Origin of the sequence: Serratia sp. CY33802 (assembly GCF_052169095.1) — a bacterium.
Classification (GTDB): domain Bacteria; phylum Pseudomonadota; class Gammaproteobacteria; order Enterobacterales; family Enterobacteriaceae; genus Serratia; species Serratia bockelmannii.
The window spans coordinates 338951-365900 of record NZ_JBJNLL010000002.1; the positions used below are offsets into that span (position 1 = coordinate 338951).

Annotated in this window: 27 protein-coding genes, 2 tRNA genes and 3 other RNA genes; 13 read left to right on the forward strand and 19 right to left on the reverse strand. The window is 59.8% G+C overall.

Features of this window, described 5'->3' with window-relative positions; translation table 11 throughout:
- Window positions 1–340 precede the first annotated feature (340 nt).
- The 6 genes from ACJ8HA_RS08140 to ACJ8HA_RS08165 all read left to right on the forward strand — a co-directional run bounded on the left by ACJ8HA_RS08140 (window position 341) and on the right by ACJ8HA_RS08165 (window position 2146).
- Window positions 341–430: transfer RNA gene (locus ACJ8HA_RS08140), tRNA-Ser, on the forward strand.
- Between the two features lie 42 nt (window positions 431–472).
- Window positions 473–593, forward strand: a non-coding RNA gene (locus ACJ8HA_RS08145) — RtT sRNA.
- A 289-nt stretch (window positions 594–882) separates the two neighbouring features.
- Window positions 883–972: transfer RNA gene (locus ACJ8HA_RS08150), tRNA-Ser, on the forward strand.
- A 47-nt stretch (window positions 973–1019) separates the two neighbouring features.
- Window positions 1020–1139: non-coding RNA, RtT sRNA (locus tag ACJ8HA_RS08155), on the forward strand.
- 46 nt (window positions 1140–1185) lie between these two features.
- A non-coding RNA gene (locus ACJ8HA_RS08160) (RtT sRNA) lies at window positions 1186–1305 on the forward strand.
- 145 nt (window positions 1306–1450) lie between these two features.
- Window positions 1451–2146: a hypothetical protein gene (locus ACJ8HA_RS08165; protein ID WP_152561310.1), complete on the forward strand. Its 696-nt coding sequence runs from the start codon at window positions 1451–1453 to the stop codon at window positions 2144–2146.
- Window positions 2147–2216: 70 nt separating this feature from the next.
- Here the strand turns inward: ACJ8HA_RS08165 and ACJ8HA_RS08170 are convergent, their stop codons facing one another.
- Window positions 2217–2573, reverse strand: a complete 357-nt coding sequence (locus ACJ8HA_RS08170) for a helix-turn-helix domain-containing protein (protein ID WP_033642706.1) — start codon at window positions 2571–2573, stop codon at window positions 2217–2219.
- Between the two features lie 299 nt (window positions 2574–2872).
- Between ACJ8HA_RS08170 and sdeA the strand changes: the two genes are divergently transcribed.
- Together sdeA and sdeB are read left to right on the forward strand one after the other, a co-directional pair.
- Entirely contained in the window at window positions 2873–4060 is a 1188-nt protein-coding gene (gene sdeA / locus ACJ8HA_RS08175) for a multidrug efflux RND transporter periplasmic adaptor subunit SdeA (protein WP_167325018.1), read from the forward strand.
- Window positions 4061–4084: 24 nt separating this feature from the next.
- Window positions 4085–7228, forward strand: a complete 3144-nt coding sequence (gene sdeB, locus ACJ8HA_RS08180; protein WP_442515289.1) for a multidrug efflux RND transporter permease subunit SdeB — start codon at window positions 4085–4087, stop codon at window positions 7226–7228.
- A 65-nt stretch (window positions 7229–7293) separates the two neighbouring features.
- Here sdeB and ACJ8HA_RS08185 read toward each other — a convergent pair whose 3' ends face one another.
- The 9 genes from ACJ8HA_RS08185 to hinT form a co-directional block, all read right to left on the reverse strand.
- Window positions 7294–7773 carry an RrF2 family transcriptional regulator gene (locus ACJ8HA_RS08185; protein WP_025302433.1) on the reverse strand — a complete coding sequence of 160 codons (480 nt, stop codon included), beginning with the start codon at window positions 7771–7773 and terminating at the stop codon, window positions 7294–7296.
- 264 nt (window positions 7774–8037) lie between these two features.
- Entirely contained in the window at window positions 8038–8574 is a 537-nt protein-coding gene (locus tag ACJ8HA_RS08190) for a glycine zipper 2TM domain-containing protein (protein ID WP_167325016.1), read from the reverse strand.
- A gap of 357 nt (window positions 8575–8931) precedes the next feature.
- A complete protein-coding gene (locus tag ACJ8HA_RS08195) occupies window positions 8932–10236 on the reverse strand; it encodes an NAD(P)/FAD-dependent oxidoreductase (RefSeq protein ID WP_004928794.1) in 1305 nt (434 codons plus the stop codon).
- Between the two features lie 332 nt (window positions 10237–10568).
- On the reverse strand, window positions 10569–11111 hold the full coding sequence (gene ycfP, locus ACJ8HA_RS08200) for an alpha/beta hydrolase YcfP (protein ID WP_015377468.1): 543 nt from the start codon (window positions 11109–11111) through the stop codon (window positions 10569–10571).
- A 79-nt stretch (window positions 11112–11190) separates the two neighbouring features.
- Window positions 11191–12210, reverse strand: a complete 1020-nt coding sequence (gene nagZ, locus ACJ8HA_RS08205; RefSeq protein WP_442515290.1) for a beta-N-acetylhexosaminidase — start codon at window positions 12208–12210, stop codon at window positions 11191–11193.
- A 38-nt stretch (window positions 12211–12248) separates the two neighbouring features.
- Entirely contained in the window at window positions 12249–13115 is an 867-nt protein-coding gene (thiK, locus tag ACJ8HA_RS08210; protein WP_442515291.1) for a thiamine kinase, read from the reverse strand.
- A complete protein-coding gene (gene lpoB, locus ACJ8HA_RS08215; RefSeq protein ID WP_025302429.1) occupies window positions 13096–13686 on the reverse strand; it encodes a penicillin-binding protein activator LpoB in 591 nt (196 codons plus the stop codon). The genes thiK and lpoB overlap by 20 nt, the downstream gene beginning before the upstream one ends.
- 26 nt (window positions 13687–13712) lie before the next feature.
- The gene (locus ACJ8HA_RS08220) at window positions 13713–14102 is read right to left on the reverse strand and encodes a YcfL family protein (RefSeq protein ID WP_025302428.1); all 390 of its coding nucleotides are present in this window, start codon (window positions 14100–14102) and stop codon (window positions 13713–13715) included.
- Between the two features lie 11 nt (window positions 14103–14113).
- Window positions 14114–14464, reverse strand: coding sequence for a purine nucleoside phosphoramidase (gene hinT, locus ACJ8HA_RS08225; protein ID WP_004928776.1), 351 nt, complete (start codon window positions 14462–14464; stop codon window positions 14114–14116).
- A gap of 221 nt (window positions 14465–14685) precedes the next feature.
- Here hinT and ACJ8HA_RS08230 point away from each other — a divergent pair, with 221 nt between their 5' ends.
- Window positions 14686–15591 carry a transporter substrate-binding domain-containing protein gene (locus ACJ8HA_RS08230; RefSeq protein ID WP_025302427.1) on the forward strand — a complete coding sequence of 302 codons (906 nt, stop codon included), beginning with the start codon at window positions 14686–14688 and terminating at the stop codon, window positions 15589–15591.
- Here the strand turns inward: ACJ8HA_RS08230 and ACJ8HA_RS08235 are convergent.
- A complete protein-coding gene (locus ACJ8HA_RS08235) occupies window positions 15588–15965 on the reverse strand; it encodes a winged helix-turn-helix transcriptional regulator (protein WP_072271517.1) in 378 nt (125 codons plus the stop codon). The two genes, ACJ8HA_RS08230 and ACJ8HA_RS08235, sit on opposite strands and share 4 nt — an antisense overlap.
- A gap of 99 nt (window positions 15966–16064) precedes the next feature.
- Between ACJ8HA_RS08235 and ACJ8HA_RS08240 the strand changes: the two genes are divergently transcribed.
- Window positions 16065–16814, forward strand: a complete 750-nt coding sequence (locus tag ACJ8HA_RS08240; protein ID WP_127146653.1) for an SDR family oxidoreductase — start codon at window positions 16065–16067, stop codon at window positions 16812–16814.
- A 51-nt stretch (window positions 16815–16865) separates the two neighbouring features.
- On the opposite strand, the gene ACJ8HA_RS08245 is transcribed toward ACJ8HA_RS08240, so the two are convergent.
- Complete coding sequence (locus ACJ8HA_RS08245) at window positions 16866–17384, reverse strand: YybH family protein (protein WP_060447386.1); 519 nt, start codon at window positions 17382–17384, stop codon at window positions 16866–16868.
- A gap of 158 nt (window positions 17385–17542) precedes the next feature.
- On the opposite strand from ACJ8HA_RS08245, the gene ACJ8HA_RS08250 reads away from it, so the two are divergent.
- The gene (locus ACJ8HA_RS08250) at window positions 17543–18448 is read left to right on the forward strand and encodes a LysR family transcriptional regulator (RefSeq protein ID WP_060447388.1); all 906 of its coding nucleotides are present in this window, start codon (window positions 17543–17545) and stop codon (window positions 18446–18448) included.
- Between the two features lie 9 nt (window positions 18449–18457).
- Here ACJ8HA_RS08250 and ACJ8HA_RS08255 read toward each other — a convergent pair whose 3' ends face one another.
- Complete coding sequence (locus ACJ8HA_RS08255) at window positions 18458–19762, reverse strand: Nramp family divalent metal transporter (protein ID WP_060447390.1); 1305 nt, start codon at window positions 19760–19762, stop codon at window positions 18458–18460.
- 230 nt (window positions 19763–19992) lie between these two features.
- Between ACJ8HA_RS08255 and mntR the strand changes: the two genes are divergently transcribed.
- The gene (mntR, locus tag ACJ8HA_RS08260; RefSeq protein ID WP_173890331.1) at window positions 19993–20463 is read left to right on the forward strand and encodes a manganese-binding transcriptional regulator MntR; all 471 of its coding nucleotides are present in this window, start codon (window positions 19993–19995) and stop codon (window positions 20461–20463) included.
- 14 nt (window positions 20464–20477) lie between these two features.
- Window positions 20478–20843 carry a DUF4180 domain-containing protein gene (locus ACJ8HA_RS08265; RefSeq protein ID WP_442515292.1) on the forward strand — a complete coding sequence of 122 codons (366 nt, stop codon included), beginning with the start codon at window positions 20478–20480 and terminating at the stop codon, window positions 20841–20843.
- Between the two features lie 56 nt (window positions 20844–20899).
- Here the strand turns inward: ACJ8HA_RS08265 and ptsG are convergent, their stop codons facing one another.
- From ptsG to pabC, 6 genes are all read right to left on the reverse strand, one after another.
- Window positions 20900–22333 (reverse strand): PTS glucose transporter subunit IIBC, encoded by a 1434-nt coding sequence (ptsG, locus tag ACJ8HA_RS08270; RefSeq protein ID WP_019455831.1) that lies wholly within the window; start codon window positions 22331–22333, stop codon window positions 20900–20902.
- Between the two features lie 343 nt (window positions 22334–22676).
- Window positions 22677–23453, reverse strand: coding sequence for a metal-dependent hydrolase (locus tag ACJ8HA_RS08275; protein ID WP_148123318.1), 777 nt, complete (start codon window positions 23451–23453; stop codon window positions 22677–22679).
- A 19-nt stretch (window positions 23454–23472) separates the two neighbouring features.
- Window positions 23473–24480 (reverse strand): DNA polymerase III subunit delta', encoded by a 1008-nt coding sequence (gene holB / locus ACJ8HA_RS08280; protein WP_089195758.1) that lies wholly within the window; start codon window positions 24478–24480, stop codon window positions 23473–23475.
- Window positions 24480–25118 carry a dTMP kinase gene (gene tmk / locus ACJ8HA_RS08285; protein WP_025302415.1) on the reverse strand — a complete coding sequence of 213 codons (639 nt, stop codon included), beginning with the start codon at window positions 25116–25118 and terminating at the stop codon, window positions 24480–24482. The genes holB and tmk overlap by 1 nt, the downstream gene beginning before the upstream one ends.
- Window positions 25108–26133, reverse strand: a complete 1026-nt coding sequence (gene mltG, locus ACJ8HA_RS08290; RefSeq protein ID WP_197828421.1) for an endolytic transglycosylase MltG — start codon at window positions 26131–26133, stop codon at window positions 25108–25110. The genes tmk and mltG overlap by 11 nt, the downstream gene beginning before the upstream one ends.
- 13 nt (window positions 26134–26146) lie before the next feature.
- On the reverse strand, window positions 26147–26944 hold the full coding sequence (gene pabC / locus ACJ8HA_RS08295) for an aminodeoxychorismate lyase (RefSeq protein ID WP_060432868.1): 798 nt from the start codon (window positions 26942–26944) through the stop codon (window positions 26147–26149).
- Window positions 26945–26950: the final 6 nt, after the last annotated feature.

The following is a 26950-nucleotide window of genomic DNA, read 5'->3' on the forward strand; positions in this document are numbered from 1 at the left end:
ATGTTCCTTGCCAAAAACGCCGCGCCGACACAATTCCATTTAGCGACACATCTGACTAATAATCCAGTATTAATGCATATAACAGCAGACAACCTAACGTCAGTGGCGATATATTGAGCTACCTGTACAGAAAAAGGTCAAACAATCGTCTTTTATGGATTCCGACTGCGGTCTACCCTGCCCACGTGTGGCCACGAGTGGGAATATCGTTCGGTAAATCAGCAAATTGCTGCAAGTTTGGCTAAACAGTCATGAGAATGAAATAAGAGGGTTGACGCTGAGATCAGATTCTCCTACATTAGCGCCCGTCGACAGCGCAAAGCGTTATCGACAACAAAACGGTGAGGTGTCTGAGTGGCTGAAGGAGCACGCCTGGAAAGTGTGTATACGCGAAAGTGTATCGAGGGTTCGAACCCCTCTCTCACCGCCAAATTTAAAGAGAAAGCCTGGATTCGCGTCCAGGCTTTTTTTGCATGGCTCACCGCCGAGAGGGGTGAGAAGCCTCGACAGGGTTCGACAAAACGCCCGCGTTTTGGACCGCCAACGGCGGCCCGCAGGGTGAGCGCAGCGAATCAAGCCCTCTCTCACCGCCAAATTCAAAGAGAAAGCCTGGATTCGCGTCCAGGCTTTTTTTTGCATGGTGCACTGCGCATCTCCCCAGCCTCTGCGATCATGATCCCCATTTCCGCCGGTTATCCACGAGCCCTACTTCTGATTTTCTCACCCTTTCATGACATCTGCCCTGCCGTTCGCCGCAGTTTTCAGCAAAGTGCGCACGGCTTGAGCGGACGAACAAAAACACAGAAATTATTCTTGACCGGATCGGCCCCACTCCCTATAGTAGCGCCCCGTTGCAGCGATGATTTCGCAACAAAAAAATATGGTGAGGTGTCCGAGTGGCTGAAGGAGCACGCCTGGAAAGTGTGTATACGCGAAAGTGTATCGAGGGTTCGAATCCCTCCCTCACCGCCATATTCTAACGAGAAAGCCTGAGCGAAAGTTCAGGCTTTTTTGTTTGCATAACGCACCGACCGGGAGGGTGAGAACCCTCGACAGGGTTCGACAAAACGCTTGCGTTTTGGACCGCCAACGGCGGCCCGCAGGGTGAGCGCAGCGAATCTATCCCTCCCTCACCGCCATATTCTACGAAGAAGCCTGAACTCACGTTCAGGCTTTTTTGTTTGCATAGCGCACCGACCGGGAGGGTGAGAATCCTCGACAGGGTTCGACAAAACGCCTGCGTTTTGGACCGCCAACGGCGGCCCGCAGGGTGAGCGCAGCGAATCTATCCCTCCCTCACCGCCATATTCTACGAAGAAGCCTGAACTCGCGTTCAGGCTTTTTTGTATGCATAGCGCACCGGCCAGAGAGCGCCCCCTCGACAGCGGCATAAGCTGTCGACCATAATGCCCTCATAAAGGTAGGCCAATGCGTAATGCAAGGGAGAAACGTGGCGCGTAAGAAGAAAGGCAATGCCCCGCGGCCAAAGACAGGCCCCGTTAAAGAAAAATCGAATAACCGTTTGGCGAAAGTATCGGCATTTTTGGTAGGCTCAGGGATTCTCATGGCAATATTGGGCGCCACCTATCAGTACTTCGCCGGCAGCGTTTCATTAGCTTTCGTTCAACCTGTCGGAAGAGCGTATGAGTTCCAACTGACGAATGACATGCCTTCGGATCGTACCGTAGCCTCCTTTCGCATCATTCCCCCCGACGTCCAGCAAGTGATCTACAAAGTCACCGAGGATGTCTATGCCACCCGCGACGAAAAAGGGCAGATCACCTTGCCGGGCGGTAACCAGAGTTATGTTCCTGCCGCAGAATTTAAAGAGCTTGATGGCCAGCGCTTATCCGCGAACTCCTCATTCAAGTTTCGCGTGCCGCCGCTTTCCAATCGCACCTGGATGGCACCGGAGGCAGCCATCGTCGACATTCGCTATGAAATCGACTCGTCAAACCCTGTGCTTGCCGCTATTGAAAGCGTATTTAACGTCCTGGGTCTCCACACCCGCCAGCACACCGTTCGCTACCTGGTCATTGAGAACTACTGGACGCCTTCACGTTCAAACTCTCTCAACGAGGCGATTCGTATATTCTGCCGCGACAGCGACACGGTGGCAAAGTCAGGCAGTTGCGACAACTTTTGAATCCCCCACAGGTAAAGACAAAAAAGCCCGAACGCAAATTCAGGCTTTTTTATCCCCACTGCCCAATCGTTCAGTGGTGCGTGCATCTCACCGCCGTCGGCTGCGCCAACGCACGGCGCCAGTCACCCGGCGTTTGGCCGAACTGGCGCTTGAAGCTGCGGTTGAACGACTGCTGTGAGTCGAAGCCGAGCGAGATCGCCACGCTGACAATCGGTTCACCGCTGTTGGCCAAACGCTCCGCCGACACCTTCAATTTTTGCATACGGATATACTCCCCCAACGCGTAGCCGGTCTGGCGCTTGAACATGCGCTGCAGATGCCATTTGGAGTAGCCCGCGCGGTCCGCTACGGTGTTGATATCCAGTTTTTCTTCCAGATTGTTGTCGATCCACGTCTTCAAATCGGTAATGAAACCCGTCGTGTTCATGCTGATGCTCCCATCATTCGGCAGGGTCCCCCTCTGCCCGATGCACATACGTTGCAACAGTTTCGCTTTAAATGCAATTTTTATTATTGCATTTACCAGAAAGCCGCCTCTATACTCCACCCAATTAATGTAACCGATATTGATACATTAATGTGACACCAATATGTTTCAAAACCTAACGTTGGGCCATAACAAGGCACAACGCCCCTTCCGCCGAACGCAGGCATACATGAAGGGAAAGCCCGGAAAACAGGGCTGGGTATGGGGCCAGACAGCGCTTACTTATCGGAATAAAAATAATGGCAAATCAACCAAACTCATCGTTCAACGCCGGCGGCCGCACGCGCGCCTTCGCTCTGGGCCAGCGGCTCTCCGGGGTGGCGCTGCTGGCCGCCCTGCTCGCCGGGTGCGACAACAGCGTGGCGCACAATGCCCCGCCACCGCCGCCGGTGGTCAGCGCCGCCAGTGTGGTAGTCAAGCCGATCAGCCAGTGGGATGCCTTCAACGGCCGCGTCGAAGCGGTACAGAGCGTGCAACTGCGCCCACGGGTCTCCGGCTACATCGAGCGGGTCAACTACACCGAAGGCGACGAGGTGAAGAAAGGCCAGGTGCTGTTCACCATTGACGATCGCACCTACCGCGCCGCGCGCGAACAGGCGCAGGCCGAGCTGGTGCGGGCGCGCAATCAGGCAGCCCTGGCGCGCAGCGAATCTTCGCGAACCGAGAAACTGATCGGCACTCAGGCCATCTCGCAAGAGGTGTGGGAACAGCGCCGTTCGTCCGCCGCACAGGCGCAAAGCAACGTGCTGGCGGCGCAGGCTCAGCTCGATATGGCGCAGCTTAATCTCGACTTTACTCGCGTCACCGCGCCGATCGACGGACGCGCCAGCCGCGCGATGATCACCGCCGGCAACCTGGTCACCGCTGGCGACAGCGCCAGCGTGCTGACGACGCTGGTGTCGCTCGATAAGGTTTACGTCTATTTCGACGTGGATGAAGCCACCTTCCTGCGCTATCAGCAGCAGGGCCGGCACGACGCCCGCTTGCCGGTGAAGGTTGGCCTGGTGGGCGAAGACGGCACCCCGCATCAGGGGCTGGTGGATTTCACCGATAACCAACTGAACGCCGGTACCGGCACCATCCGCATGCGCGCCCTGCTCGACAACCGCGATCGTCGCTTCACGCCGGGGCTGTTCGCCCGCGTGCAGATGCCCGGCAGCGCCGAGTTCAACGCCATGCTGATCGACGATAAAGCGGTGATGACCGACCAAAACCGCAAGTTCGTTTACATCGTCGATAAAGACGGTAAGGCACAGCGCCGCGACATCGACGTGGGCCGCATGGCCGAAGGATTGCGCATCGTGCAGAAAGGGTTGGCAAACGGCGATCGGGTGATCGTCGACGGCATGCAGAAAGTGTTTATGCCGGGCATGCCGGTCGACGCGAAAAGCGTCGCGATGACCACTACCGCTTCCGCACTTAACTAAGCTCCCAGCCGAGACTTCTGACCCATGGACTTTTCCCGTTTTTTCATCGACCGACCGATCTTTGCCGCGGTGCTGTCGATACTGATTTTTGTCGCCGGGGCGATCGCCATCCCGCTGCTGCCGATCAGCGAATACCCGGACGTGGTGCCGCCCAGCGTGCAGGTGCGCGCAGAATACCCGGGCGCCAACCCGAAAGAGATCGCTGAAACGGTGGCCACGCCGCTGGAAGAAGCGATCAACGGCGTCGAAAACATGATGTACATGAAATCGGTCGCCGGCTCCGACGGCGTGCTGGTGACCACCGTCACCTTCCGCCCCGGCACCGATCCCGATCAGGCGCAGGTGCAGGTGCAAAACCGCGTGGCGCAGGCCGAAGCGCGCCTGCCGGAAGACGTACGCCGCCAGGGCATCACCACTCAGAAACAGTCTCCGGCGCTGACGCTGGTGGTGCATCTGGTCTCGCCTTCCGGCAAGTACGATTCGCTCTACCTGCGCAACTACGCCACCCTGAAGGTCAAGGACGAGCTGGCCCGTCTGCCGGGCGTCGGCCAGGTGCAGATCTTCGGCGCCGGTGAATACGCGATGCGCATCTGGCTCGATCCGAACAAGGTTGCCGCGCGCGGGCTGACCGCCTCCGACGTGGTGAGCGCCATGCAGGAGCAGAACGTGCAGGTCTCCGCCGGCCAGCTGGGCGCGGAACCGATGCCGACGCGCAGCGACTATCTGCTGTCTATCAACGCCCAGGGCCGCCTGCAAACCGAAGAAGAGTTCGGCAACATCATCCTCAAAAGCGGCGACAACGGCGAGATTGTGCGGCTGCGCGACGTGGCGCGCATCGAAATGGGTTCCGGCAGCTACGCGCTGCGCGCCCAGCTCAATAACAAGGATGCGGTTGGTATCGGCATCTTCCAGTCGCCGGGCGCCAACGCCATCGAGCTGTCGGACGCGGTGCGCGGCAAGATGGCCGAGCTGGCAACCCGCTTCCCGGACGGCATGAGCTGGAAAGCGCCATACGATCCGACGGTGTTCGTGCGCGATTCGATCCGCGCGGTGGTGGATACCCTGCTGGAAGCGGTGATCCTGGTGGTGCTGGTGGTCATTCTGTTCCTGCAGACCTGGCGCGCGTCGATCATTCCGCTGTTGGCGGTCCCGATCTCCGTGGTCGGCACCTTCGCCGCACTGTATCTGCTCGGCTTCTCGCTCAACACCCTCAGCCTGTTCGGGCTGGTGCTGGCGATCGGTATTGTGGTGGATGACGCCATCGTGGTGGTGGAGAACGTCGAGCGCAATATCGAAGAGGGGCTGTCGCCGCTGGCGGCGGCGCACCAGGCGATGCGCGAGGTCTCCGGCCCTATCATCGCCATCGCCGTGGTGCTGTGCGCGGTGTTCGTACCGATGGCGTTCCTTTCCGGCGTCACCGGCCAGTTCTACAAGCAGTTCGCCGTCACCATCGCCATCTCGACGGTGATCTCCGCCATCAACTCGCTGACCCTGTCGCCGGCGCTGGCGGCGCGCTTGCTGAAACCGCACGGCGCGCCGAAAGATATGCCGTCGCGCCTGATCGACCGGCTGTTCGGCTGGCTGTTCCGGCCGTTCAACCGCTTCTTCGCCAGCGGTTCGCAGCGTTACCAGCACGGGGTGTCCCGCGTGCTGGGCCGACGCGGCGCGGTGTTCGTCGTTTACCTGCTGCTGCTGGCCGCCGCCGGGGTGATGTTTAAGACCGTGCCCGGCGGCTTTATCCCGACGCAGGACAAGCTGTATCTGATTGGCGGCGTGAAGATGCCGGAAGGCGCCTCGCTGGAGCGCACCGATGCGGTGATCCGCAAGATGAGCGCCATCGGTATGAGCGTGGACGGCGTCACCGATGCGGTGGCCTTCCCCGGCCTGAACGCGCTGCAGTTCACCAATACGCCGAATACCGGCACGGTGTTCTTCGCGCTGGAGTCATTGAGCACCCGTACCCGCACCGCGGCGCAGATCAACGCCGAGATCAACGCGCGCATTTCGCAGATCCAGGAAGGTTTCGCCTTCTCGATCATGCCGCCGCCGATCCTCGGCATCGGCCAGGGTTCCGGCTATTCGCTGTACGTGCAAGATCGCGGCGGACTGGGTTACGGCGCGCTGCAGACGGCGATCAACACGATGTCCGGCGCCATTATGCAAACGCCGGGCATGGGGTTCCCGATCTCCTCCTATCAGGCTAACGTGCCGCAGCTGGACGCCAAAATCGATCGCGACAAGGCCAAGGCGCAGGGGGTGCCGCTCAATGCGCTGTTCAGCACGCTGCAAACCTACCTCGGTTCGTCTTACATCAATGACTTCAACCGCTATGGCCGCACCTGGAAGGTGATGGCGCAGGCCGACGGCCAGTTCCGCGACAGCGTGGAAGACATCGCCAACCTGCGTACCCGCAACGACAAGGGCGAAATGGTGCCGATCGGCAGCATGGTCAGCATCGGCACCACCTACGGCCCGGATCCGGTGATCCGTTATAACGGCTTCCCGGCGGCGGACCTGATCGGCGATGCCGACCCGCGCGTGCTCTCCTCTACCGAGGCGATGGGTGCGCTGACGCAGATGGCCGATAAGCTGTTGCCGAACGGCATGAACATTCAGTGGACCGATCTGAGCTATCAGCAATCGACCCAGGGCAACGCCGCGCTGGTGGTGTTCCCGGTAGCGGTGCTGCTGGCGTTCCTCGCGCTGGCGGCGCTGTATGAAAGCTGGACGCTGCCGCTGGCGGTGATCCTGATCGTGCCGATGACCATGCTGTCGGCGCTGTTCGGCGTATGGTTGACCGGCGGCGACAACAACGTGTTCGTGCAGGTCGGGTTGGTCGTTCTGATGGGGCTGGCCTGTAAGAACGCCATTCTTATCGTCGAGTTCGCCCGCGAGCTGGAAATGCAGGGCAAAGGCATCGTCGAAGCGGCGCTGGAAGCCTGTCGCCTGCGGTTGCGCCCGATCGTGATGACCTCCATCGCCTTCATCGCCGGCACCATCCCGCTGATCCTCGGCCACGGCGCCGGCGCCGAAGTGCGCGGCGTCACCGGCATCACGGTGTTCTCCGGCATGCTGGGGGTCACGCTGTTCGGGCTGTTCCTGACGCCGGTGTTCTACGTCACCCTGCGCCGCCTGGTGGCACGCAAGGCACAGCCGCAGACGGCGTAATCATCGTCTTAACATGCAAAAAGGTCGGGCATTGCCCGACCTTTTTTTATGCATGCGAACCGCGATTATTTATCGGCGGTTTCAGCCTCTTGCGCAGCAGCGTACTCCGCACAGGCGCGCTTGTCGCCCCGCTCCAGTTCGGCCAGCGAATCGGCCACGGTGTGGCGCGCCAGCACCGCAAGCGAAGCCTGTTCGGCCTCGTTTACCACCGACTTGAAATACCAGCAGGCGTTGGCGCTCACCAGGCAGCGAGCCGGCACTTCAGGACGGGAAGCCCAGATGCGCTTGTCGTCGATCACCGCCAGGTAGATGTCCCGCAGGGTGATCTCTTCCGCCGGGCGGCCGAGGTGGATAGAGCCGTTTCGGCCCAGGGTGGAAACGATGATGCCGTCTTTGGTCAGCGGGACCATCAGTTTGCGGATAAAGCTGGGGTTGGCTTCCAGAGCGGCGGCGAGGGTGGCGCTTGTCGAACGCATGCCCTGCTTCTCAGCTACGGCGACGCTAAGGACCATTTGCAACGCTGTCGGAAAGCGAAAATCTAACATGTCGTTATCTCTGCGAGACGAAATACTCGGGTTTGACCGGTGTGGCGATTGGCGCCGATAACACCGCTTAATTGCACAATAATATAACAAACGCGGGGGCTTTTTTGAAGTTTTGCCCAGTGATATCGCACGCAGACATTAGAACGATCGCAAATTCTTAGACAGGCAAAAAACAGAAACCCGCGTCAATGTTAACGCCGCTCGCTTAACCGGGTTAAACGATCAGAACTAACACTGCCCGCGGGTTTAATTTGAATGTGGCGATCAGGCTCTGTTCAGCACCAGCTGGCCGTTTTTGTCCAACGGGATTTGCGTGCCCGGATCGTGATCCATGCGGATCTTGCCCTGCTGATTGCCGATCTTGTAGGTCACGTCATAGCCCAGCATTTTCTGGGACTTGTCGTAGACCGTTTTGCAACGCTGCTGAACGCTGGTGCTGACGTCGTTGTTCTGCATCGCCCCTTGCACCTGGTTACCGGCATAGCCGCCACCCAGTGCGCCGACCACGGTCGCCACATCGCGTCCGCGACCGCCGCCGAACTGGTGGCCAATCACGCCGCCCGCCACTGCGCCCAACACAGAACCGGCGATGCGGTTTTCATCCTGCACCGGTGCACGGTGCGTAACGGTGACGTTGCGGCATTCCTGACGCGGCGTTTTGATGGTTTCTTTAATCGGCGTTGCGGCGAGCACCTGCGCATATTGCGGACCGGCAGAAAAGACGTCGAGGCTGGCTACCGCGGCAATCCCCAGAGCGGCAGCGACACCAATTCCAACACCGGCTAACATTGACTTGTTCACAGGAAACCTCCTGAAAGTGTTACCACGCATTTTTTCCGGGGTCTGTTACCGGCATGGCACCGCGCTTATTATTTTGCGCATGGGCGGCTTGCGGTATCCCGGTTTACGGCGTGCGCGACGCGCCGTCTGTAAACGAGATAAAGTCTGCACAATGATCTGAGGACCCGCAATAAGACAAGGGGACCAAAAATGCGGGAAAACGGCTGTTTTCCCGTTGTTTAGGAAGAATCTTAAGAATTTTACCCATATCGGCGACAGCTTATGCTGAAGAATCAAGCAACCGCTGCCGATCGCCTCGCGCCGCCATAAAAAAACCCGCGCGGGCGAACCGGCGCGGGTTGGTCGACAAAGGCGGGATCAGTGCATTTTCAGACGCGGACGGATCACCCGGTTAATGCCGCCCACCAGCATCATCAGGCCGGTTTTGATGTAGCCATGCAGCGCCACCTGGTGCATGCGGTACAGCGAGATGTAAACGAAGCGCGCGATGCGCCCTTCCACCATCATCGAGCCGCGCATCAGGTTGCCCATCAGGCTGCCGACGGTGCTGAAGCGCGACAGCGACACCAGCGAACCGTGGTCTTTGTACACGTAAGGCTTCAGCGTCTGGCCGTTCATCAGCGCCAGGATATTGGTGGCGCAGCGTGAGGCCATCTGGTGCGCCGACTGGGCGCGCGGCGGCACGAAACCGCCGCCCTCTTTCGGGCAAGAGGCGCAGTCGCCGATGGCGAAGATGTTCGGATCGCGCGTGGTCTGGAGCGTCGGCTCCACCACCAGCTGGTTGATGCGGTTGGTTTCCAGGCCGCCGATATCCTTCATGAAGTCCGGCGCCTTGATGCCGGCCGCCCACACCATCAGATCGGCGTCGATAAACTCGCCGCCCTTGGTGTTCAGGCCTTTGGCGTCCGCGCTGGTCACCATGGTGTTGGTCAGCACGCGCACGCCCAGTTTAATCAGTTCCTGGTGCGCAGCAGCGGAAATGCGCGGCGGCAGCGCCGGCAGAATGCGCTCGCCGGCTTCCACCAGCGTCACGTTGAGCGCGCTGTTGTCCAGGCCTTCGAAACCGTAGCTGTGCAGCTGCTTCACCGCGTTGTGCAGTTCGGCGGACAGCTCAACGCCGGTGGCGCCGCCGCCGACGATAGCGATGTTGACCCGCTCTTTTTGCCCCGGCTGCGCCGAGAACTTCAGGAACAGGTTGAGCATTTCGTTGTGGAAACGACGTGCCTGATGTGGGTTATCCAGGAAGATGCAGTGCTCTTTCACGCCCGGCGTACCGAAATCGTTCGAGGTGCTGCCCAGCGCCATCACCAGGATGTCGTACGGCAATTCGCGCGCCGGCACCAGCTCGCCGCCCTGCTCGTCGCAGATCTGCGCCAGCTGCAGCGTTTGCGTTTCGCGGTTGATGTTGGTCAACGACCCCAGCTGGAAGCTGAAATGGTGATTGCGCGCGTGCGCCAGGTAGCTGAGCGCATCCACGCCGTCATCGAGGGAACCGGTTGCCACTTCGTGCAACAGCGGTTTCCACAAATGGCTGTGGTTGCGATCCACCAGCGTGATCTCCGCTTTGTTCTTGCGGCCAAGTTTATGGCCCAGGCTGGTCGCCAGCTCCAGACCACCGGCGCCGCCGCCAACAATAACGATTTTCTTCTTTGGCGTTGTCAAAATAACCCCCTAAATGTGAACCATTTGTTATCCCAGGGTAAATAAATAATATCCTTAGAATACATAGGGTTCGCGTAAAATAAATCGGCTCTCTGAAGCCAGAATAGCATGTGAGGTTATTTGGTCATACCAAAATTGACGTACATCAATTTTTTTTGGTTAAAGGCTGGACGAGGGGATTTTTTGGGGATTGCGATTCAAATAGTTAGCGCTGAGTCACAGTTTTAAATTTTGCCGATTGCCACGCAAAATCTGGCTTTGACGCACAAAAAAGCCGCACTTTCCGTCGGTGAAAAACGGGGAGAGCGGCTCGCGGCAGCGTTATGAAACTGTTAACCCAGCGCCTTGAACGCCTTGAGCCGCTGCAGATGCGGCGAGATGTTTTTGAACTTGTGCGTCTGCTGTTCATCCCAGACGATTTCGTAGTAGTGATGCAGCAATTCGGCGCTGCGCCGGTTATCCAGCACCTCGTCGTGACGCGACAGCACCACCAGACAGCGATCGCGATTTTTCTCGCGGAAGTCTTCCACGCACTTTGTGGCGATATCGCGATACTCTTCCGGCCGGTCTATCTTGCCGTGCATGTGTTCTTCCGGGTACAGATTGGGATTGAACATCGCCTGGCGAATGCCGCACAGGAAGCCGATGCGCTCTGCCCAGAAGCCGCCGAGGCCGACCCCGCAGATCAACGGATGCGCGTCGCCGCCCTGCTGCACCGCCTTGTCCACCTCTTTCAACAGATGCTGCATGTCGTGACGCGGATGCAGCGTGCTGTAGCTGATAAAGCGCACGTCCGGATCGATAAACTGCAGCTGTAACACCTTTTCATGATTGCCGGGGCTGGTGGAATCGAAGCCGTGCAAATAGATAATCATGTGGATCCTCGCAACAAGCCAAGGGCCGCGGGCGCGGCCCTCATCATTTCCGCTCTGCGCCGCGGTGCGGCACCTGGATTCACCCTTGCGAACGCTGCTTGTGCTCCTCCCAGCGTTCGCTCAGCGCGCTGAGCGCCTTGTGCGCCTGCTGCCAGCGCTCGGAGTCGCGCAGTTCCTGACGGGTGAACTGACCGCGATGATATAACCGCTTCACCTTCTCTGCTTTGACCGGGGACAGGTTATCCAACACGCTGACCGCGCCTTCGCGGTGGTTGCACACCAGGATCATGTCGCAACCGGCATCCAGCGCCGCCTGGCCGCGTTCGGCATAGCTGCCCATGATGGCGGCACCTTCCATCGACAGATCGTCGGAGAAAATCACGCCGTCGAAGCCCAGCTCCTGACGCAGGATCTGCTGCAGCCAGTAAGGCGAGCCGCTGGCCGGACGCGGGTCCGCTTCAGTATAGATGACGTGAGCCGGCATGACGGCGTCCAACAACTGACGGTTGATCAGCTCGCGGAAGATCGCCATGTCGTGCTCGCGGATCTGCGCCAGCGGCCGCGGATCGCGCGGCGTTTCCTTGTGCGAATCGGTGCTGACGGCGCCGTGCCCCGGGAAGTGTTTACCGGTGGTTTTCATGCCGGCGCTGTGCATGCCGAGGATGAAGCGTTCCGCCATCGCCAACGCCTGCTGCGGATCGCTGTGGAACGAACGTTCGCCGATCGCCGCGCTGCCGTGGCCGATGTCCAGCACCGGCGCAAAGCTGATGTCGATATCCTGCGCGATCATTTCCGCCGCCATCAGCCAGCCGGCCTCCTGCGCCAGACGGCCGCCTTCCTGCGCATTGTGCAACGCGGCAAACGACTGCGCCGCCGGCAGACGGGTGAAGCCCTCGCGGAAGCGCTGCACGCGCCCGCCTTCCTGATCTACCGCCACCACCAGCCGATCGTGCGATTCGGCGCGGATCTGGCGCACCAGCTCACGCAGCTGCTCCGCATCGTGGAAATTACGGGTGAACAGGATCAATCCGCCAACCAGCGGGTGTTTCAAAATCTCGCGTTCTTCTGCATCCAGCTCGTAGCCGGCGACATCTAGCATTACTGGGCCCACGGGCACCTCACTTCATTATTGTTCGTTCAGAATTCGGATGATGATAAACAGAATCGCTGGCGCACCACCGCGCCCCAGCGCAAAAATTCGGCGTCGCCGCTCTGCTGCCAGCGCACTTCAAACCACAGCAGCATCAGATAATCCACCCACGGCAGCCAGCGCCGCACCTGTGCCTGCAGCCAGGCGACGTCGTGATAGCCCTGGCGCGCGTAGTGCTGCAAAAAGCGCTGCTGCGGCTCGGCCGCCCAGCCGTTGCCGCGAAACAGCGCGGCGATATCCAGCGCCACGTCGCCGTCGGCGGCATATTCCCAGTCGATTAGCCGCAGCCCCTCGCCGGTGGCGAGCAGATTGCCCGGATGGATGTCCATGTGCAGCGGCGCCAGCTTCAGCGGTGAGGGTGGCGTGTTTTGCAAAAAGTGATGTTGCAGGCGCAGCCAGCCAGGAGTTAAACGCCGCCTATCCAGCTGCTGCCAGTAGCGGCGGAACTGCCGCCGCAGATCCAACCGGTAACCACTGAGCGGCCGCCGGTGCAGCGTCGCCGCCATCGCCGCCAGCTCGCCGCGCTGATTCAGCCTGTCAAACTCAGCTTCTGTGACGACGTCACCTTCGAGCCATTCGAGGACAAGCCACTGATTATTCTGCGCGAAAACCCGTGGCCCCAGCCCCGGCGCGCAGCGCCTCAGGACCTGCGCCTCCCGCCGCCTGCTCACGCCCAACGCGCATTTCTCCGCGCTGTTTTGTCGCGCCAGCAGCGTGATGCCCAAACCGTCAATGCGCCAGCTCTCGCCGGTCAGCCCCTGCACCAGGCTGAAATGACAACCGGCGGTATTCACCGCCGGCAGTCTGGTTTCCATCAATCGTCGCAGCGCGGCCTCAGCGTTTAACGGCGCCATTGCCCGACCAGACGATCTCGCCGGTTTGCACCAGCATCAGCTGCATATCCAACGCCGGCGACTTCACGTCGCCGCTGACGTCGCTGTACAGCACGTACTGCGCACCGACGATGCGCGCCAGGCCAATCGCCTTGCTGCGCGAGCCGAAGCTGTCATCCGCCGACAGGCCCAGCGTTTGTCTGGCGCTGGTCAGCTTCGCTTCCGGCACCACGCTGAAGGTGGAGTTCGACGCCAGCGCCTTATACAGCGCCGCGGTGGCTTTGCCCATCTGCAGCGAGCCGTTGGTGTTGTTCTTGACGCTGTCCAGCAGCAGCACGCTGCCGGCCGTGACGCCATCGGCCTTCAACATCTGATTCACCAGCGGCTGAACGCTGCCCAGCCAGTCGAGCTGCTGGATTTTCGGCGGCTGCGGCACCGGCTCGGTAGTTGGCGGCTGCGGCTGCTCGACCGGCGGCGTCGGCTGTTCTGGTTCGACGGTGACCGGCGGCAACGGCTGATCCGGCTCAGGCGGACGCGACAGACAGCCGCTCAGGGTGAATGCGGCCAGCGCCACTAAGACGTACTTTTTCATGCTTTTTCTCCAAACCTGGCAAGCGCTTACAGGTACAGATACAGACGCGCGCTTTTAGCTTCCAGATTACCGTTAATCGAGTAGATTTTGGCGTCCGAGTTAGGCGCCACGACGATCTCACGCGGTTTCTCGAAGGGGCGAATATCCAGCCCCTGCGCGTCGTACCAATAGAAACGATAATGCACGGTGACCGGCGTCGGTTGGCTGTTATTGAGCACCGAAGTCGCCATCACCCGGCCGGAAGCGTTCGAGACAGAGGGCGTATCGGCAAAAATGCCGGCGGTCAGCACCGAAGGATCCATCACCACCGTTTGCCCCCGGTTAACCGCGATGCCGGATGGCGAACTGCACCCCATCAGCAACGCGGCGGGCAGCGCCAACGCCATCAGACAACGCAGAGTTTTTTTACCGCGCATGATTTCCTCGCTTAACGTGACAGCAGCGGCCCCAGCGAGCGGCCACCGACCAGGTGCATATGAATATGATAGACCTCCTGACCGGCGTGGCGGTTACAGTTGACGATCAGGCGGTAGCCGTCCTCGGCGATGCCTTCCTGTTCGGCGATCTTCGCCGCGGCGGTGATCATGCGGCCCAGCGCAGCTTCGTGCTCGACGGTCACGTCGTTGACGGTTGGGATCAGCACGTTGGGAACGATCAGCACATGGGTAGGCGCCTGGGGGGAGATGTCACGGAAAGCGGTGACCAGTTCATCTTGGTAAACCACATCAGCAGGGATTTCGCGGCGGATAATTTTACTGAAAATCGTTTCTTCGGCCATCTGGCGTTCCTTGTTTTACACAATTAGCTGTACGCAGTATGAGTGACAAATTCTACTGCTTTCAACCTGATTGCGCACTTTCCACGTCGAGTGCTGCAGATTCGCGCAGGCCGTCGCCCCGCTTGTGCATCTTTTCACTTTGGTTATTCACTATTGTTGCTTTACTTGCCCCGCGCCGCCGCCAATAGTAACCCCATGATTAACAAAGGATAGAGGGCACTATGCCACTGAAGATTGCGGCGCTGTGCGCGCTGTTGCTGAGCGCTGCCGTGCAGGCGGCCACGACGGGCGGTATCGACCTGCAGGCTAACCGAGAGCCGATACGCACGGAGAAAAACCCGGCGGCTATCGCGCTGATCCCGGCGAACTTTCACTTCGCGGTCCCCGGCAAGCTGACGGTGGCGGTAGCATTCGAGAACTCCCCGCCGCTGGCGCTGTTCGCCGAAGACAATAAAACGCTGATCGGCAGCGATCCGGACATCGCCCGCCTGGTGGCCGACAGCCTCGGGCTGGAGCTGAATCTGGTGCCCACCTCCTGGGAAGATTGGCCCTTGGGCATCAGCGCGGGCAAATACGATGCGGCGATCTTCAACATCGCCGTCACCAAACAGCGTAAAACCAAATTCGACTTCGCCACTTACCGGGTGGACACGCTGGGCTTTTACGTCAAATCCACCAGCCACATCACCTCGATCAACCGCCCGCAGGACGTGGCCGGGCTGCGGATCATCGTCGGATCCGGCACCAATCAGGAAAACATTCTGCTGGGATGGGATAAGCAGAATCGCGCCGCCGGGCTGCCGCCGGTACAGCCGATCTACGTGACCGACGACGCCGCCACCAACCTCAGCATTCAGTCCGGGCGCGCCGATGCGTTCTTCGGCCCCCACTCCACCGGCGCCTACAAGGCGGCGCTGACCGGCAAAACCAAAATGGTCGGCATCGGCCCCAACGTGGCCTACGTCGCGGTCACCACCAAAAAAGGCAACGGGTTGGTGAACGCCGTCAACGCCGCGATCAATGGCGCGATCGTCAGCGGCGAATATGCGCAGGTGCTGGAACGCTGGGGCGAAGGCGACGAAAAGGTCGAGCGCTCAACCATCAACCCGCCGGGCATCGGCGACTAGCTACCGATCAGCTGCGGGGCATGCCGACGCATCCACTCGGCCAGCGAGTCCAGCGTCGGCCGCAGCGATTTGCCGAGCGTGGTGACCTGGTACTCCACCCGCGGCGGCACTTCGGGATACACCTGCCGCGTCACCAGGCCGCGCTGCTCGAACAGCCGCAGCTGGCGCGTCAGCTCTTTTTGCGCAATGGGCGCCACCGCCCGCTGCAGCTCGCTGAATCGCACCGGGCCATCGATCATAATCAGCCGATACAGGATCGGTATCGCCCATTTGCCCGACACCAGATTGACGAAGTCCACCATCGGGCAGGATTCGCCCGCCGTCGGCAACGCCGACAAATTATTTTTCGCCGCTAAGGGCGCGCGCGCCGTCATTTCATCCCACCTCGTCCTTTAGTATCCAAAAGGTGCCTACTATGCAAAAGGAACTATAGCGCAAATAATGCCGTAACAGACGTTAAAGAGGAATCGGTTATGTCACGACTGCAAGGCAAATACGCATTGATCACCGGCGGCACCAGCGGCATCGGGCTGGAAACCGCCCGCCAATTCATCGCCGAGGGCGCAACGGTGGCGATCACCGGCCGCAGCCAACGTGCCCTGGACGCGGCGGGCCAGGCATTGGCGGGCAACGCGCTGTTGCTGCTGAGCGACGCCGGCGACATCCCACAGCAACGTGCGCTGGCGCAGCAGTTGGAGCAACGGTGGCCGCGGCTGGACGTGCTGTACGTTAACGCCGGCGACGTCACGCACCGCCCGCTGCAGGAGTGGGATGAGCAGAGCTACCAGCGGCTGATGGACATCAACCTGAAGGGGCCGTTCTTTCTGATCCAGGCGCTGCTACCGCTGCTGGCCACCCCTTCCTCGGTGATCCTGTGTGGTTCGGTCAGCGCCCATATCGGTCTGCCGCAAAGCAGCGCCTACGCCGCCAGCAAAGCCGGTTTGTTATCTCTGGCCAGAACGCTCTCCGGCGAGCTGCACGCGCGCGGCATTCGCGTCAACGGCCTCAGCCCCGGCCCGACCGAAACCCCGGCGCTGGGAAAATTGGGGCTGACGGAAGCGGATGAACGGGCATTGCGCGACGATATCCGCGCGCTAGTGCCGATCGGCCGCATGGGCAGCGCACTGGAGCTGGCCAAAGCGGCGGTGTTTCTGGCGGCGGATGAGTCGGCGTTTATGGTCGGCGCGGAGCTGCAGATGGATGGCGGCGTGGGGAACCTGTAACCGCGCGCGACACCCTAAGAAGGCCGCTTGCGCGGCCTTTATCTGTCCCTCTCAGCTCACCCCTTGAATCGGGTTGGTATTAAAGGTGTAGACCACGATCTTCCATTGGCCCTGCTGTTTCTCCAATACAAATACTTCACGGTTTAAATCGATCAGGGTAGCACCGTCGCTTATTCGGGTAACCGTTGCGCCGCGATGATGGTGCGTGCGCACATAGGCCATATTCCCGTTCACGTTGACGCTGTCATAAGCAAACTCTGTTTCAAATTTCTCGTTTTTAAATAAGTCATCATATTGTTGGCGGCGCTTTTCATTGCTGTCCGCCGTCGGTTTTTCGTTCCATTGTGAGTAACTTTCTGGCGCAAAAAGTGACAAAATCGTTTGCGTATCGCCGGCGTTAAGCGCTGTCTGGTAGCGGTTTATCAGCTCATACACCGCCTTCTGTTCGGCCGCGACGCCCGCCTCTGCGGAAACCCTGTAACTTTGCGATGCGGCCTCGCTGCTTGCGGCATAAGTTTGGCCGCACAAGCCCGCGCCCGCCAATAACAATACGGCAGTTAATTTTTTCATATAAATATCCTCTTCGGCATTATTTCATTATGGCAATACAGGATGCGATTTCAGATAAATAAAAACGCTGAAAATAAATTATCCAATGCTGCGTCAAATTGACAGCCGGCATATTTAAAAATACTCTTTTAATAATTTAAATAATGGAAGCCGTTAACATGAATGAACTGCACGCGCTGCGCGTATTCTGCCAGGTGGTGGAAATGGAGGGGTTCAGCCAGGCGGCAACCAAAATGGGGCTCTCCCCGGCCAGCGTCACATACAGCATCAATCAGCTTGAAAAACAGTTCGGGCAACCCCTGTTCAAGCGTTCAACCCGGCGCTTCTCGCTGACCAGCGCCGGGGAGCGTTGCTATCGCACCGCACAAGACATCCTGCAGCAGTTTGACCGGCTGAAAAACGACATGTCGGGCGATTTTGAACAACCGCGAGGACCGCTGCGGGTCGAGATAGCCACGATGCTCAGCAGCATGCATATCGCTCCGGCGCTCCCGGCTTTTTTGGCGCAATACCCGGAATTGCAGCTCAGCGTGTCGGTTAGCGATCGCCTGGTCAATCCGGCGGAAGATCGCGCCGACGTATTTATTCGCATCGGCGCCGGCCACATACCCGAGATGGTCAGCCGTCAATTGCTGCAACCACGCTATTTGTGCTGTGCGTCTCCCGATTATTTTGCGCGCCATGGCCGGCCGGAACACCCGGAACAGCTGCAACAGCATCAGCGGCTGGGATTTATCCGTTCAGGCGCGGCGGCGGCGGACGACTGGCAGTTCATTCGTGGTGACGAGCGCTACCGTCTGGCGCCCAGCCCGCTGCTGAGTTTCAACCATTCACAATCGCTGTGCGAGGTGGCCAGGAACCACCTCGGCCTGGTTTACTTGCTGGACTGCACGCTGGAAAACTATCTGAAGGCAGGCGAACTGGAACCGATACTGCAGGAGTGGGCGCCCACAGGGGCACCGATCAATATTCTCTATCCGCGCCTGCGGGATCGCAGCCATAAAATTCGGGTTTTCGTCGACTTCATCAGCGAACTGTTCGCCAACAAATTCGCCAGGCCCTGATTGCGCGGCTCACCCCAGCCCAGGGATCTCGACGCCGAAGGTCTGCAACAGCAGCACCACGTTGAGCAACACGATCACTACCGTGCCGACGACCGCCGCCAGGCTGGTCCAGCGGCCGTTGGCGAACTCGCCCATGATGTCGCGGCGACGGGTGAACATCACCAGCGCGATCATCGGCGCCGGCAGCGCCAGGCTCAGCACCACCTGGCTGTAGACCAGCGCGTCGGTGGCGTTGACGCCCATCGCCACCACGATAAACGCCGGCACCATGGTGACCAGGCGGCGCACCCACACCGGAATGCGGAAGCCAACGAAGCCCTGCATGATCATTTGCCCGGCCATGGTGCCCACCACCGAGCTGGAAATGCCGGAGGCGATCAGCGAAGCGAGGAAGATACCGGCGGCCGCCGCACCGAACAGCGGCGTCAGCGTATGGTAGGCAGTGCCAATTTCGGCCACGTCGCTGTTACCGGCGTGGAAGGCGCTCGAGGCCATGATGACCATCGCGATATTCACCAGCCCGGCCAGCGCCAGCGCGATCACCACCTCAATATTGGAGAAACGCAGCAGCTTGCGCCGCTCGCCGTTATCACTGGCCGGGCTGCGGTGCTGGGTCAGCCCCGAATGCAGGAAAATGGCATGCGGCATCACGGTGGCGCCGATAATGCCGACGGCGATGGTCAGCGCCTGCGCGTCCGGCAGTTGCGGCGTCACCATGCCGATCCCGGCCGCCTGCCAATCCACGGGTACGATGAACATCTCCACCAGGTAACACAGCGCAATGATGCCCACCAGGCCGCCGATCATCAGCTCAACCGGGCGAAAACCTTTCTTTTCCACCATCAACAGCGCATAGGTGATCACCGCCGTCACCCCCATCCCCGCCAGCAGCGGCATGTGGAACAACAGCGCCAGCGCAATCGCGCCGCCGAGAAACTCCGCCAGATCGGTGGCCATCGCCGCCACTTCGCTAAGCAGCCACATGCCGATCACTACCGGCCGTGAAAACTGATCGCGGCACATCTCCGCCAGATTGCGGTTGGTGACGATACCCAGCTTGGCCGACAGCGCCTGGAACAGCATGGCGATCAGGTTGGCCATCACCACCACCCACAGCAGGCTGTAACCGTATTTCGCCCCGGCCTGGATGTTGGTGGCGAAGTTGCCGGGATCCATATAGGCAATAGAGGCAATCACCGCCGGACCGGCGAACAGCAGCGGCGTAAAGGCGCCGCGCTTGCGCCCGGCAAGGGCGGCGCCAATCGCGATGTTGGTCCGTTCGGTTAACGATGAGGGAGTTGCCGCGTCTCGCATGAAGTACCCTTAATCTTTTGCTGGTTATTTTTCCACCGATCATGCTGACAATGTAGCATCGGCTACACTTTATGCAACAGGCGAAATTAATGGGCTTTGTGTAGAGATATTTCTAACTACCACAATGCGTGGCATCGAATTGATAATGTGTGCTATTTGGACTAACTTAGGGCAACCCTCCCCGCATTGCCGGGAGATGCCATTTTTATGCTTACAGGACGCCCCACGCTATGGTTACCCGCGCGCCAGATAACGCCGACCGCCCCGCCCAGACCGACATGCCGGACGAGGCCGAGCACGCCCTGCGTTTTAGCCGCGCCCGCGAAGCGCAGTCCAATGCGCTGATCGAAGATTACGTTGAGCTGATCGCCGATTTGCTGCAAAGCACCCGTGAAGCCAGAACCACCGATATCGCGCGCCGCTTCGGCGTCTCTCACCCGACGGCGATCAAAAATATCGCGCGGCTCAAAAGCGCCGGGCTGGTGGAGTCGCGCCCTTATCGCGGGGTGTTTTTAACCGAGGAAGGCGAACAGCTGGCGCAGAAGGTGCGCCGCCGTCACCGCATCGTGGTCGATCTGCTGATGTGCCTCGGGGTGCCGAGCGAAACCGCCGAGCTGGACAGCGAAGGGATTGAACACCATATCTCGGACGAAACGCTGGCGGTGTTCGAGCATTACCTGCAAAAACATGCAAAACCCTGATTCCCGGAGCGCCGATGAGCTACGCCGTGCAGCAAGTCTACGATCTGCGCCTGGTGGTTTTCGCCGAAGCCGGGCCGATGTTGAAAGACGAAAACGACGTCAACCTGTTTATCGCGCCCGCCTTTGAACACGAGGCCGGGATGATTGCCCTCCCCGTCAACCGCCTGGACGCCACCTTTTTCCAGCTCAGAAGCGGCATTGCCGGCGCCGTATTGCAGAAATTCATCAACTACCACCTGCGCGTTACGCTGCTGGGCGATATCACCCCTTGGTTAGCGCAAAGCAACGCGCTGCAAGATTTCGTGCGCGAAGCCAATCGCGGCGAACAGGTCTGGTTCCTCCCTTCTCTCGCTGAACTAAATCAGCGCCTTGGCGCCTGACGACAGGCAATAAAAAAGGGAGGCTTTCGCCTCCCTTGATAACTCCCCTGCATGAATCAGTGATTACGGATGTATTCGTCCATATCGGTTTTCAGGTTGTCGGACTTGGTGCCAAAGATGGCCTGCACGCCGGAGCCAGCGACGACTACGCCGGCTGCGCCCAGTTTCTTCAGGCCCGCCTGGTCAACTTTGGACACGTCGGCCACGCTGACGCGCAGACGAGTGATGCAAGCATCCAGGTTAGTGATGTTTTCTTTACCGCCGAAGGCCTGAACCAGCGCCGCGGACATTTCGGAACCGCCCTGCGCAGTCTGCTCGGCAGCGGTGTCTTCACGGCCCGGGGTTTTCAGATCCAGTTTGGCGATCAGCACGCGGAAGATGGTGTAGTACACCAGACCGTAGATGATGCCGACGATCGGGAACAGCCAGATTTTGCTGCTGTTGCCGCTCAGTACGATAAAGTCGATCAGGCCATGCGAGAAGCTGGTGCCGTCACGCATGCCCAACAGGATGCAGATTGGGAACGCCAGGCCGGCCAGGATAGCGTGGATCACGTACAGGATCGGCGCGACGAACATGAAGGAGAACTCGATCGGCTCGGTGATACCGGTCAGGAACGAGGTCAGCGCGGCGGAGATCATGATGCCGCCGACTTTCGCGCGGTTTTCCGGCTTGGCCGAGTGCCAGATGGCGATGGCCGCAGCAGGCAGACCGTACATTTTGAACAGGAAGCCGCCGGACAGTTTACCCGCGGTTGGGTCACCCGCCATGTAGCGAGGGATGTCACCGTGGAATACCTGGCCCGCCGCGTTGGTGAACTCACCAATTTGCATTTGGAACGGTACGTTCCAGATGTGGTGCAGACCGAACGGCACCAGAGCACGCTCAACCACGCCGTAAATGCCGAAGGCCACGACCGGGTTCTGATAAGCCGCCCACTGCGAGAAGGTCTGGATAGCCGTACCGATCGGCGGCCAGATGAAGGACAGCACTACGCCCAGAACGATCGCCGCCAGACCGGAAATGATCGGCACGAAACGCTTACCGGCAAAGAAGCCCAGGTATTCCGGCAGTTGAATGCGGAAGAAGCGGTTGAACATATAGGCCGCGATGGCACCGGAGATAATCCCCCCGAGCACACCGGTATCCGCCAGGTGTTTGGCCGCAATCTCTTCAGCCGGCAGGTGCAGCACCAGCGGCGCAACCACCGCCATGGTTTTCACCATGATACCGTAGGCCACCACCGCCGCCAGCGCGGAAACGCCGTCGTTGTTGGTGAAGCCCAAGGCGACGCCGATGGCGAAAATCAGCGGCATGTTGGCGAAGACCGAACCGCCCGCTTCCGCCATCACGTGGGAGACTACCGCAGGTAGCCAGCTAAAGTTGGCGGAGCCGACGCCCAGCAGGATACCTGCGATAGGCAACACGGACACCGGCAGCATGAGCGATTTACCTACTTTTTGCAGGTTTGCAAATGCGTTCTTGAACATAGTTGAGTGTGCTCCTGAGTAATAATGCTTTGCTACTTCTTGTCGCGATGATTCGCGCTGCAAGGGGGGGAGAAAAACCCCTGCAATTCAGGGTGTCTGAGCACCCCTTGAATTTATTACGCAGAGTAAAATAAATAGCCTGCGCAATGTTTGATGACAATCACGTTTCGATGATCGAGCCGCGGTAACTTTGCATAAACCGGCCGTTTTTTGGCAAAATCGGCCAAAAAACACGCACCAATCACCCTGAAACGGGAGGGAACCTTACCCGTTTCAGTGATTAATTACGAGCTTAAAAAAAATTACGCAGACAATGACCTACAGCTATAGCCTAGGTCAAAGATCACAGATCGAGGTGAAATAAGCGTGAAAAGTTGGCGGTGGTGGCTTCGGCCAGTTGTTCCAGGCTGACGCCCTTCAATACTGCCATGTATTCAGCCACATCACGCACATAGGCGGGTTGGTTTTCTTTGCCGCGATGCGGCACCGGCGCCAGATAAGGCGAATCGGTTTCCACCAGGATGCGATCCAGCGGCACGTAGCGTGCCACTTCGCGCAGCTGTTCGGCATTGCGGAAGGTGACGATGCCGGAGAAGGAGATGTAGAAGCCCAGATCCAGCAAAGCTTCGGCAGTGGTCAAATCTTCAGTGAAGCAGTGCAGCACGCCGCCGCACTCCTGTGCGTTCTCTTCACGCAGGATCGCCAGCGTGTCCGCGCGCGCATCGCGGGTGTGGACGATCACCGGCTTGTTCAGATCCCGGCCAATGCGGATATGTTCGCGGAAAGAGTCCTGCTGCAGCTCAAGATTGTCTTTCTGGTAGAAGTAATCGAGCCCGGTCTCTCCCAGCGCTACCACCTGCTCCGCCGCCGCCAGGCGACGCAGCTCGGCGTAATCATACCCCTCTTCCAGATTGAGCGGATGCACCCCGCAGGAGAAAGCCACATCGTTGCGCTCGCCGATCAGTTCGGTCATGGAACGGTAACCCGGCAACGTGGTGGCGACCGCCAGCACATAGCCGACGTCGCGCGCTTTGGCTTTGGCCAGCGCATCGTCCACATTCTGATGCAGCGTTTGATAATCCAGACTGTCAAGGTGGCAATGAGAATCGACTAACAACATAATTTTTAACTCTTTTACTTTACAGCGAATGAGGGTGGGAATAGCCGGCGGCGCCAAGCATCTGTTCCCAACGAAGTAACTGTTCGGTCAGCAGCAGCTCGCGATTGACACCCACCACGCTGAGCAGCTGATGGCGGCAGGTCAGCCACTGCTGCACGATCTGCTGCAGCGAGGCGCTGCTCAGCACGCTGGCCAGCTGATGCACCAGTGGTTGCTGATCCTGATTCAATACATAGTGATGCGCGCCCTGCTGCCACTTCATCGCGTCCACCAACAGCGCGCACAACCAGTGCAGGCGCTCGGCGACATCTTCATGGTTCAGCACCGGCAACAGCGACAGCATATCGCGCGGCGGCAGCGCGGCGCTCAACGCGGTGCACAGGGCGCTGCGCTGTTGCCACTGCTGCGGCTGCAACAGCTGTTCGGCTGCCAGCGGCGCGCCGTCGTGCAGGCGCAGCGCCGTGAGGCGGTCTGTCTGAGAACCGGCCGCCTGCCGGCCCAGCCACTGCAGGCTGAGCTGCTCATCCGGGCTGGCCAAATGCCAATAAAGACAGCGGCTGCGCAGCGTCGCCATCAGCCGCGACGGCTCACGGCAACCCAGCAGAAAATAGGTTTTCTCCGGCGGCTCTTCCAGCGTTTTAAGCAGTGCGTTGGCCGCCGCCTCGGTCAACTGTTCCGCCTGCGGCAGCCAAATCACCTTGGCGCCGCCCTGCTGCGCGTGGGCGTACAGCGTTTCAATCACCTGGCGGATCGGTTCGATACCCAGGTTGCTCTTGCCCTTTTCCGGCGCCAGCACGTGATAATCCGGGTGATTCCCCGCCAGCATCAGCCGGCAGCTGTGGCACTCGCCGCAGCTTTTTTCGCCGTTTCGCTGTTGGCAGATCAACCAACGGCTCAGGCCGTAGGCCAGCGCATCGTCACCATTGCCCGCCGCCGCATGCAGCAGCAGCGCATGGTGGCCGCGACCGTCGGCGTACTGCCCAATCAGCTGGCGATAAGGGCCATTCAGCCACGGGTACCAGTTCATTATGCGCCTTCCTGCTGCCGCAGCCAGTGGCCGACGCAGTCGCGGATCGCCGCGGTCACCTGTTCCAGCGGCTGGGCGGCGTCAACGGTAACGATCGTTTCATCCTGCGCCGCCAGCTCAAGATAGCGAGCGCGGGTGCGTTCGAAGAACGGCAGCGCCTCCTGTTCGATGCGATCCAGCTGGCCGCGCGCCTGCGCGCGTTGCAAGCCGACCAGCGGAGGCAGATCGAGATAAACCGTCAAATCCGGGCGGAAATCCCCCAGTACGGTGTCGCGCAGCGAGCTCATCAGCTGTGGGTCCACACCGCGGCCGCCGCCCTGGTAAGCCTGTGAAGAGAGATCGTGGCGGTCGCCCACCACCCAGGCACCACGCGCGAGGGCGGGTTTGATCACGGTTTCCACCAGCTGCACGCGCGCAGCGTACAGCATCAAGACTTCGGCCTTGATGGTCGGCAATTCGCCGTCGATGCCGCGTTTGAACAGTTCGCGCAACTTCTCCGCCAGCGGTGTGCCGCCCGGTTCGCGGGTGAAAACGATGTCGTTGATGCCATGTTCGCGCAGCACATTGACTACCGTGTCACGCGCGGTGGTTTTGCCCGCGCCTTCCAGCCCTTCGATTACAACGAATTTACTTTTCATTCTTTTCCTTTAACGCCTGACGGTACACACGCACCGCCTGGTTATGGCTCGCCAGATTGGTGGTGAAGGTATGCCCACCCTTGCCGTCGGCGACAAAATAGAGATATGGCGTTTTGGCCGGATTGGCGGCCGCTTGCAGCGAGGCCTCGCCCGGCATGGCGATCGGCGTTGGCGGCAGGCCGGCGATCACATAGGTGTTGTAAGGCGTCGGCGTCTCCAGATCCTTGCGCGTGATGTTGCCATTATAGCTTTCGCCCATGCCGTAGATCACCGTCGGATCGGTCTGCAGGCGCATGCCGATGCGCAAACGGTTGACGAACACCGACGCCACCTTGCTACGCTCTTCCGGCACCGCGGTCTCTTTCTCGACGATCGAGGCCATAGTCAGCAGCTCTTCCGGCGTTTTATACGGCAGGCTGGTGTCGCGGCCGTCCCAGGCGGCCTGCAGCGCTTTGTTCATACGAACGTGTGCGCGTTTGAGCAGCGCGATATCGCTCATGCCGGCGGTATACTGATAGGTATCCGGGTACAAATGCCCTTCCGGGGTTTCTCCCGCAGGAATGCCGAGCGCTGTAGCGATCTCCACTTCGCTCTTGCCCGCCAGGGTGTGTTTCAGGTATTTGGACTGCTGCAATACCTGCTGCCAGTCACGCAGGCGTGAGCCTTCGATAAAGCGTGCGGTGAACTGCGCCTCTTTGCCGCTGGCCAACAGTTTCAGCATCTGGCGCACCGTCATGCCCGACGTGAACCGGTAGGTACCGGCTTTAAACTCCGCCAGCTCCGGCTCCAGTTTCAGCAGCCACTGGAACCAGCGGCCGCTGCGCACCAGTTTATCGCGCACCAGTAACCCTTCCAGCGCCACCCGGCCGGTGCCGGCAGGCAGTTTGAAGATGGTTTCTTGCTGGATAGCCAGCGGCGTATCGGCAAAGCGTTCGATCTTCTGGTAGCCCCAAAACAGCAGCGCCAATACCAGAACAACAATAACAGACAGGACCTTCAGCTTTCTTTTCTTCATCAATCAGCCATGGTTAACAGTGTGGACGCAAAAAATCATACAGCTGGCGCGAATGATAACGCCATGATTGAGCAACGTTTACCGGCAGCAGCGGCATCAGCGCGTTGCTCACCAGGACTTCGTCGGCATCGGCCAGCGTCTCCAGCGGTTCGCTGACGCAGTGCAGACGGTATTCCGAGCCCGCCAGCAGCGCGATCACCCGCCGCCGCATCAGGCCCGCGACGCCCGCCTGGCTCAGGTCCGGGGTAAACACCGCTTTTCCCTTACGCCAGAACAAATTAGCCGCACAGCATTCCACCAGCATACCGGCAGTGTCAAGCACCAGTGCCTCGTCGGCGGCCGTCTGGTCAAGATGCGCGCGGATCAGCACCTGCTCCAGGCGGTTCAAATGCTTCAACCCCGCCAGCAGCGGATTGCGCGCCAGCGCCACCGGGCTGAGCGCAAGCGTGATGCCCTGCTCGCGCCACTGCAAATAGTGCGCAGGGTAGCTGCTGCGGGCGACGATGCGCGTTGGATTTTCGCACCCCGTCGGGCTGTAGCCCCGCCCGCCGCTGCCGCGCGTCAGTATCGCTTTGACCACGCCGAGCGGAATTGATTCGGCCGCCTGAGCCATCTCGCGCTCGAAAGCAGCCCAATCGGTAGTGGGCAGCATCAGCCTCTGTGCCGTTTGCTGCAGCCGCTCCAGGTGCCAGGGCAACAGCTCGATTTTACCGTCGATAACCCGGGCGGTAGTAAAGCAGCCATCGCCGAACTGCAGGCCACGATCGCTCGGCGCCAGCGCATCGTGGCGTTGTCCGTTAATCCAGTACATGCTTCC

Excerpts from the sequence above, each read along its gene's own strand:
- ACJ8HA_RS08220 (WP_025302428.1), bottom strand. The coding sequence starts at position 14,102 with ATGCGCGGTAAAAAAACTCTGCGTTGTCTGATGGCGTTGGCGCTGCCC.
- pabC (WP_060432868.1), bottom strand. The coding sequence starts at position 26,944 with ATGTACTGGATTAACGGACAACGCCACGATGCGCTGGCGCCGAGCGAT.
- thiK (WP_442515291.1), bottom strand. The coding sequence starts at position 13,115 with ATGGCGCCGTTAAACGCTGAGGCCGCGCTGCGACGATTGATGGAAACC.
- sdeA (WP_167325018.1), top strand. The coding sequence starts at position 2,873 with ATGGCAAATCAACCAAACTCATCGTTCAACGCCGGCGGCCGCACGCGC.
- mltG (WP_197828421.1), bottom strand. The coding sequence starts at position 26,133 with ATGAAGAAAAGAAAGCTGAAGGTCCTGTCTGTTATTGTTGTTCTGGTA.
- tmk (WP_025302415.1), bottom strand. The coding sequence starts at position 25,118 with ATGAAAAGTAAATTCGTTGTAATCGAAGGGCTGGAAGGCGCGGGCAAA.
- ycfP (WP_015377468.1), bottom strand. The coding sequence starts at position 11,111 with ATGATTATCTATTTGCACGGCTTCGATTCCACCAGCCCCGGCAATCAT.
- ACJ8HA_RS08170 (WP_033642706.1), bottom strand. The coding sequence starts at position 2,573 with ATGAACACGACGGGTTTCATTACCGATTTGAAGACGTGGATCGACAAC.
- sdeB (WP_442515289.1), top strand. The coding sequence starts at position 4,085 with ATGGACTTTTCCCGTTTTTTCATCGACCGACCGATCTTTGCCGCGGTG.
- ACJ8HA_RS08250 (WP_060447388.1), top strand. The coding sequence starts at position 17,543 with ATGAATGAACTGCACGCGCTGCGCGTATTCTGCCAGGTGGTGGAAATG.
- ptsG (WP_019455831.1), bottom strand. The coding sequence starts at position 22,333 with ATGTTCAAGAACGCATTTGCAAACCTGCAAAAAGTAGGTAAATCGCTC.
- lpoB (WP_025302429.1), bottom strand. The coding sequence starts at position 13,686 with ATGAAAAAGTACGTCTTAGTGGCGCTGGCCGCATTCACCCTGAGCGGC.
- ACJ8HA_RS08265 (WP_442515292.1), top strand. The coding sequence starts at position 20,478 with ATGAGCTACGCCGTGCAGCAAGTCTACGATCTGCGCCTGGTGGTTTTC.
- ACJ8HA_RS08275 (WP_148123318.1), bottom strand. The coding sequence starts at position 23,453 with ATGTTGTTAGTCGATTCTCATTGCCACCTTGACAGTCTGGATTATCAA.
- mntR (WP_173890331.1), top strand. The coding sequence starts at position 19,993 with ATGGTTACCCGCGCGCCAGATAACGCCGACCGCCCCGCCCAGACCGAC.
- ACJ8HA_RS08230 (WP_025302427.1), top strand. The coding sequence starts at position 14,686 with ATGCCACTGAAGATTGCGGCGCTGTGCGCGCTGTTGCTGAGCGCTGCC.
- nagZ (WP_442515290.1), bottom strand. The coding sequence starts at position 12,210 with ATGCTAGATGTCGCCGGCTACGAGCTGGATGCAGAAGAACGCGAGATT.
- ACJ8HA_RS08240 (WP_127146653.1), top strand. The coding sequence starts at position 16,065 with ATGTCACGACTGCAAGGCAAATACGCATTGATCACCGGCGGCACCAGC.
- ACJ8HA_RS08185 (WP_025302433.1), bottom strand. The coding sequence starts at position 7,773 with ATGTTAGATTTTCGCTTTCCGACAGCGTTGCAAATGGTCCTTAGCGTC.
- hinT (WP_004928776.1), bottom strand. The coding sequence starts at position 14,464 with ATGGCCGAAGAAACGATTTTCAGTAAAATTATCCGCCGCGAAATCCCT.
- ACJ8HA_RS08255 (WP_060447390.1), bottom strand. The coding sequence starts at position 19,762 with ATGCGAGACGCGGCAACTCCCTCATCGTTAACCGAACGGACCAACATC.
- holB (WP_089195758.1), bottom strand. The coding sequence starts at position 24,480 with ATGAACTGGTACCCGTGGCTGAATGGCCCTTATCGCCAGCTGATTGGG.
- ACJ8HA_RS08245 (WP_060447386.1), bottom strand. The coding sequence starts at position 17,384 with ATGAAAAAATTAACTGCCGTATTGTTATTGGCGGGCGCGGGCTTGTGC.
- ACJ8HA_RS08235 (WP_072271517.1), bottom strand. The coding sequence starts at position 15,965 with ATGACGGCGCGCGCGCCCTTAGCGGCGAAAAATAATTTGTCGGCGTTG.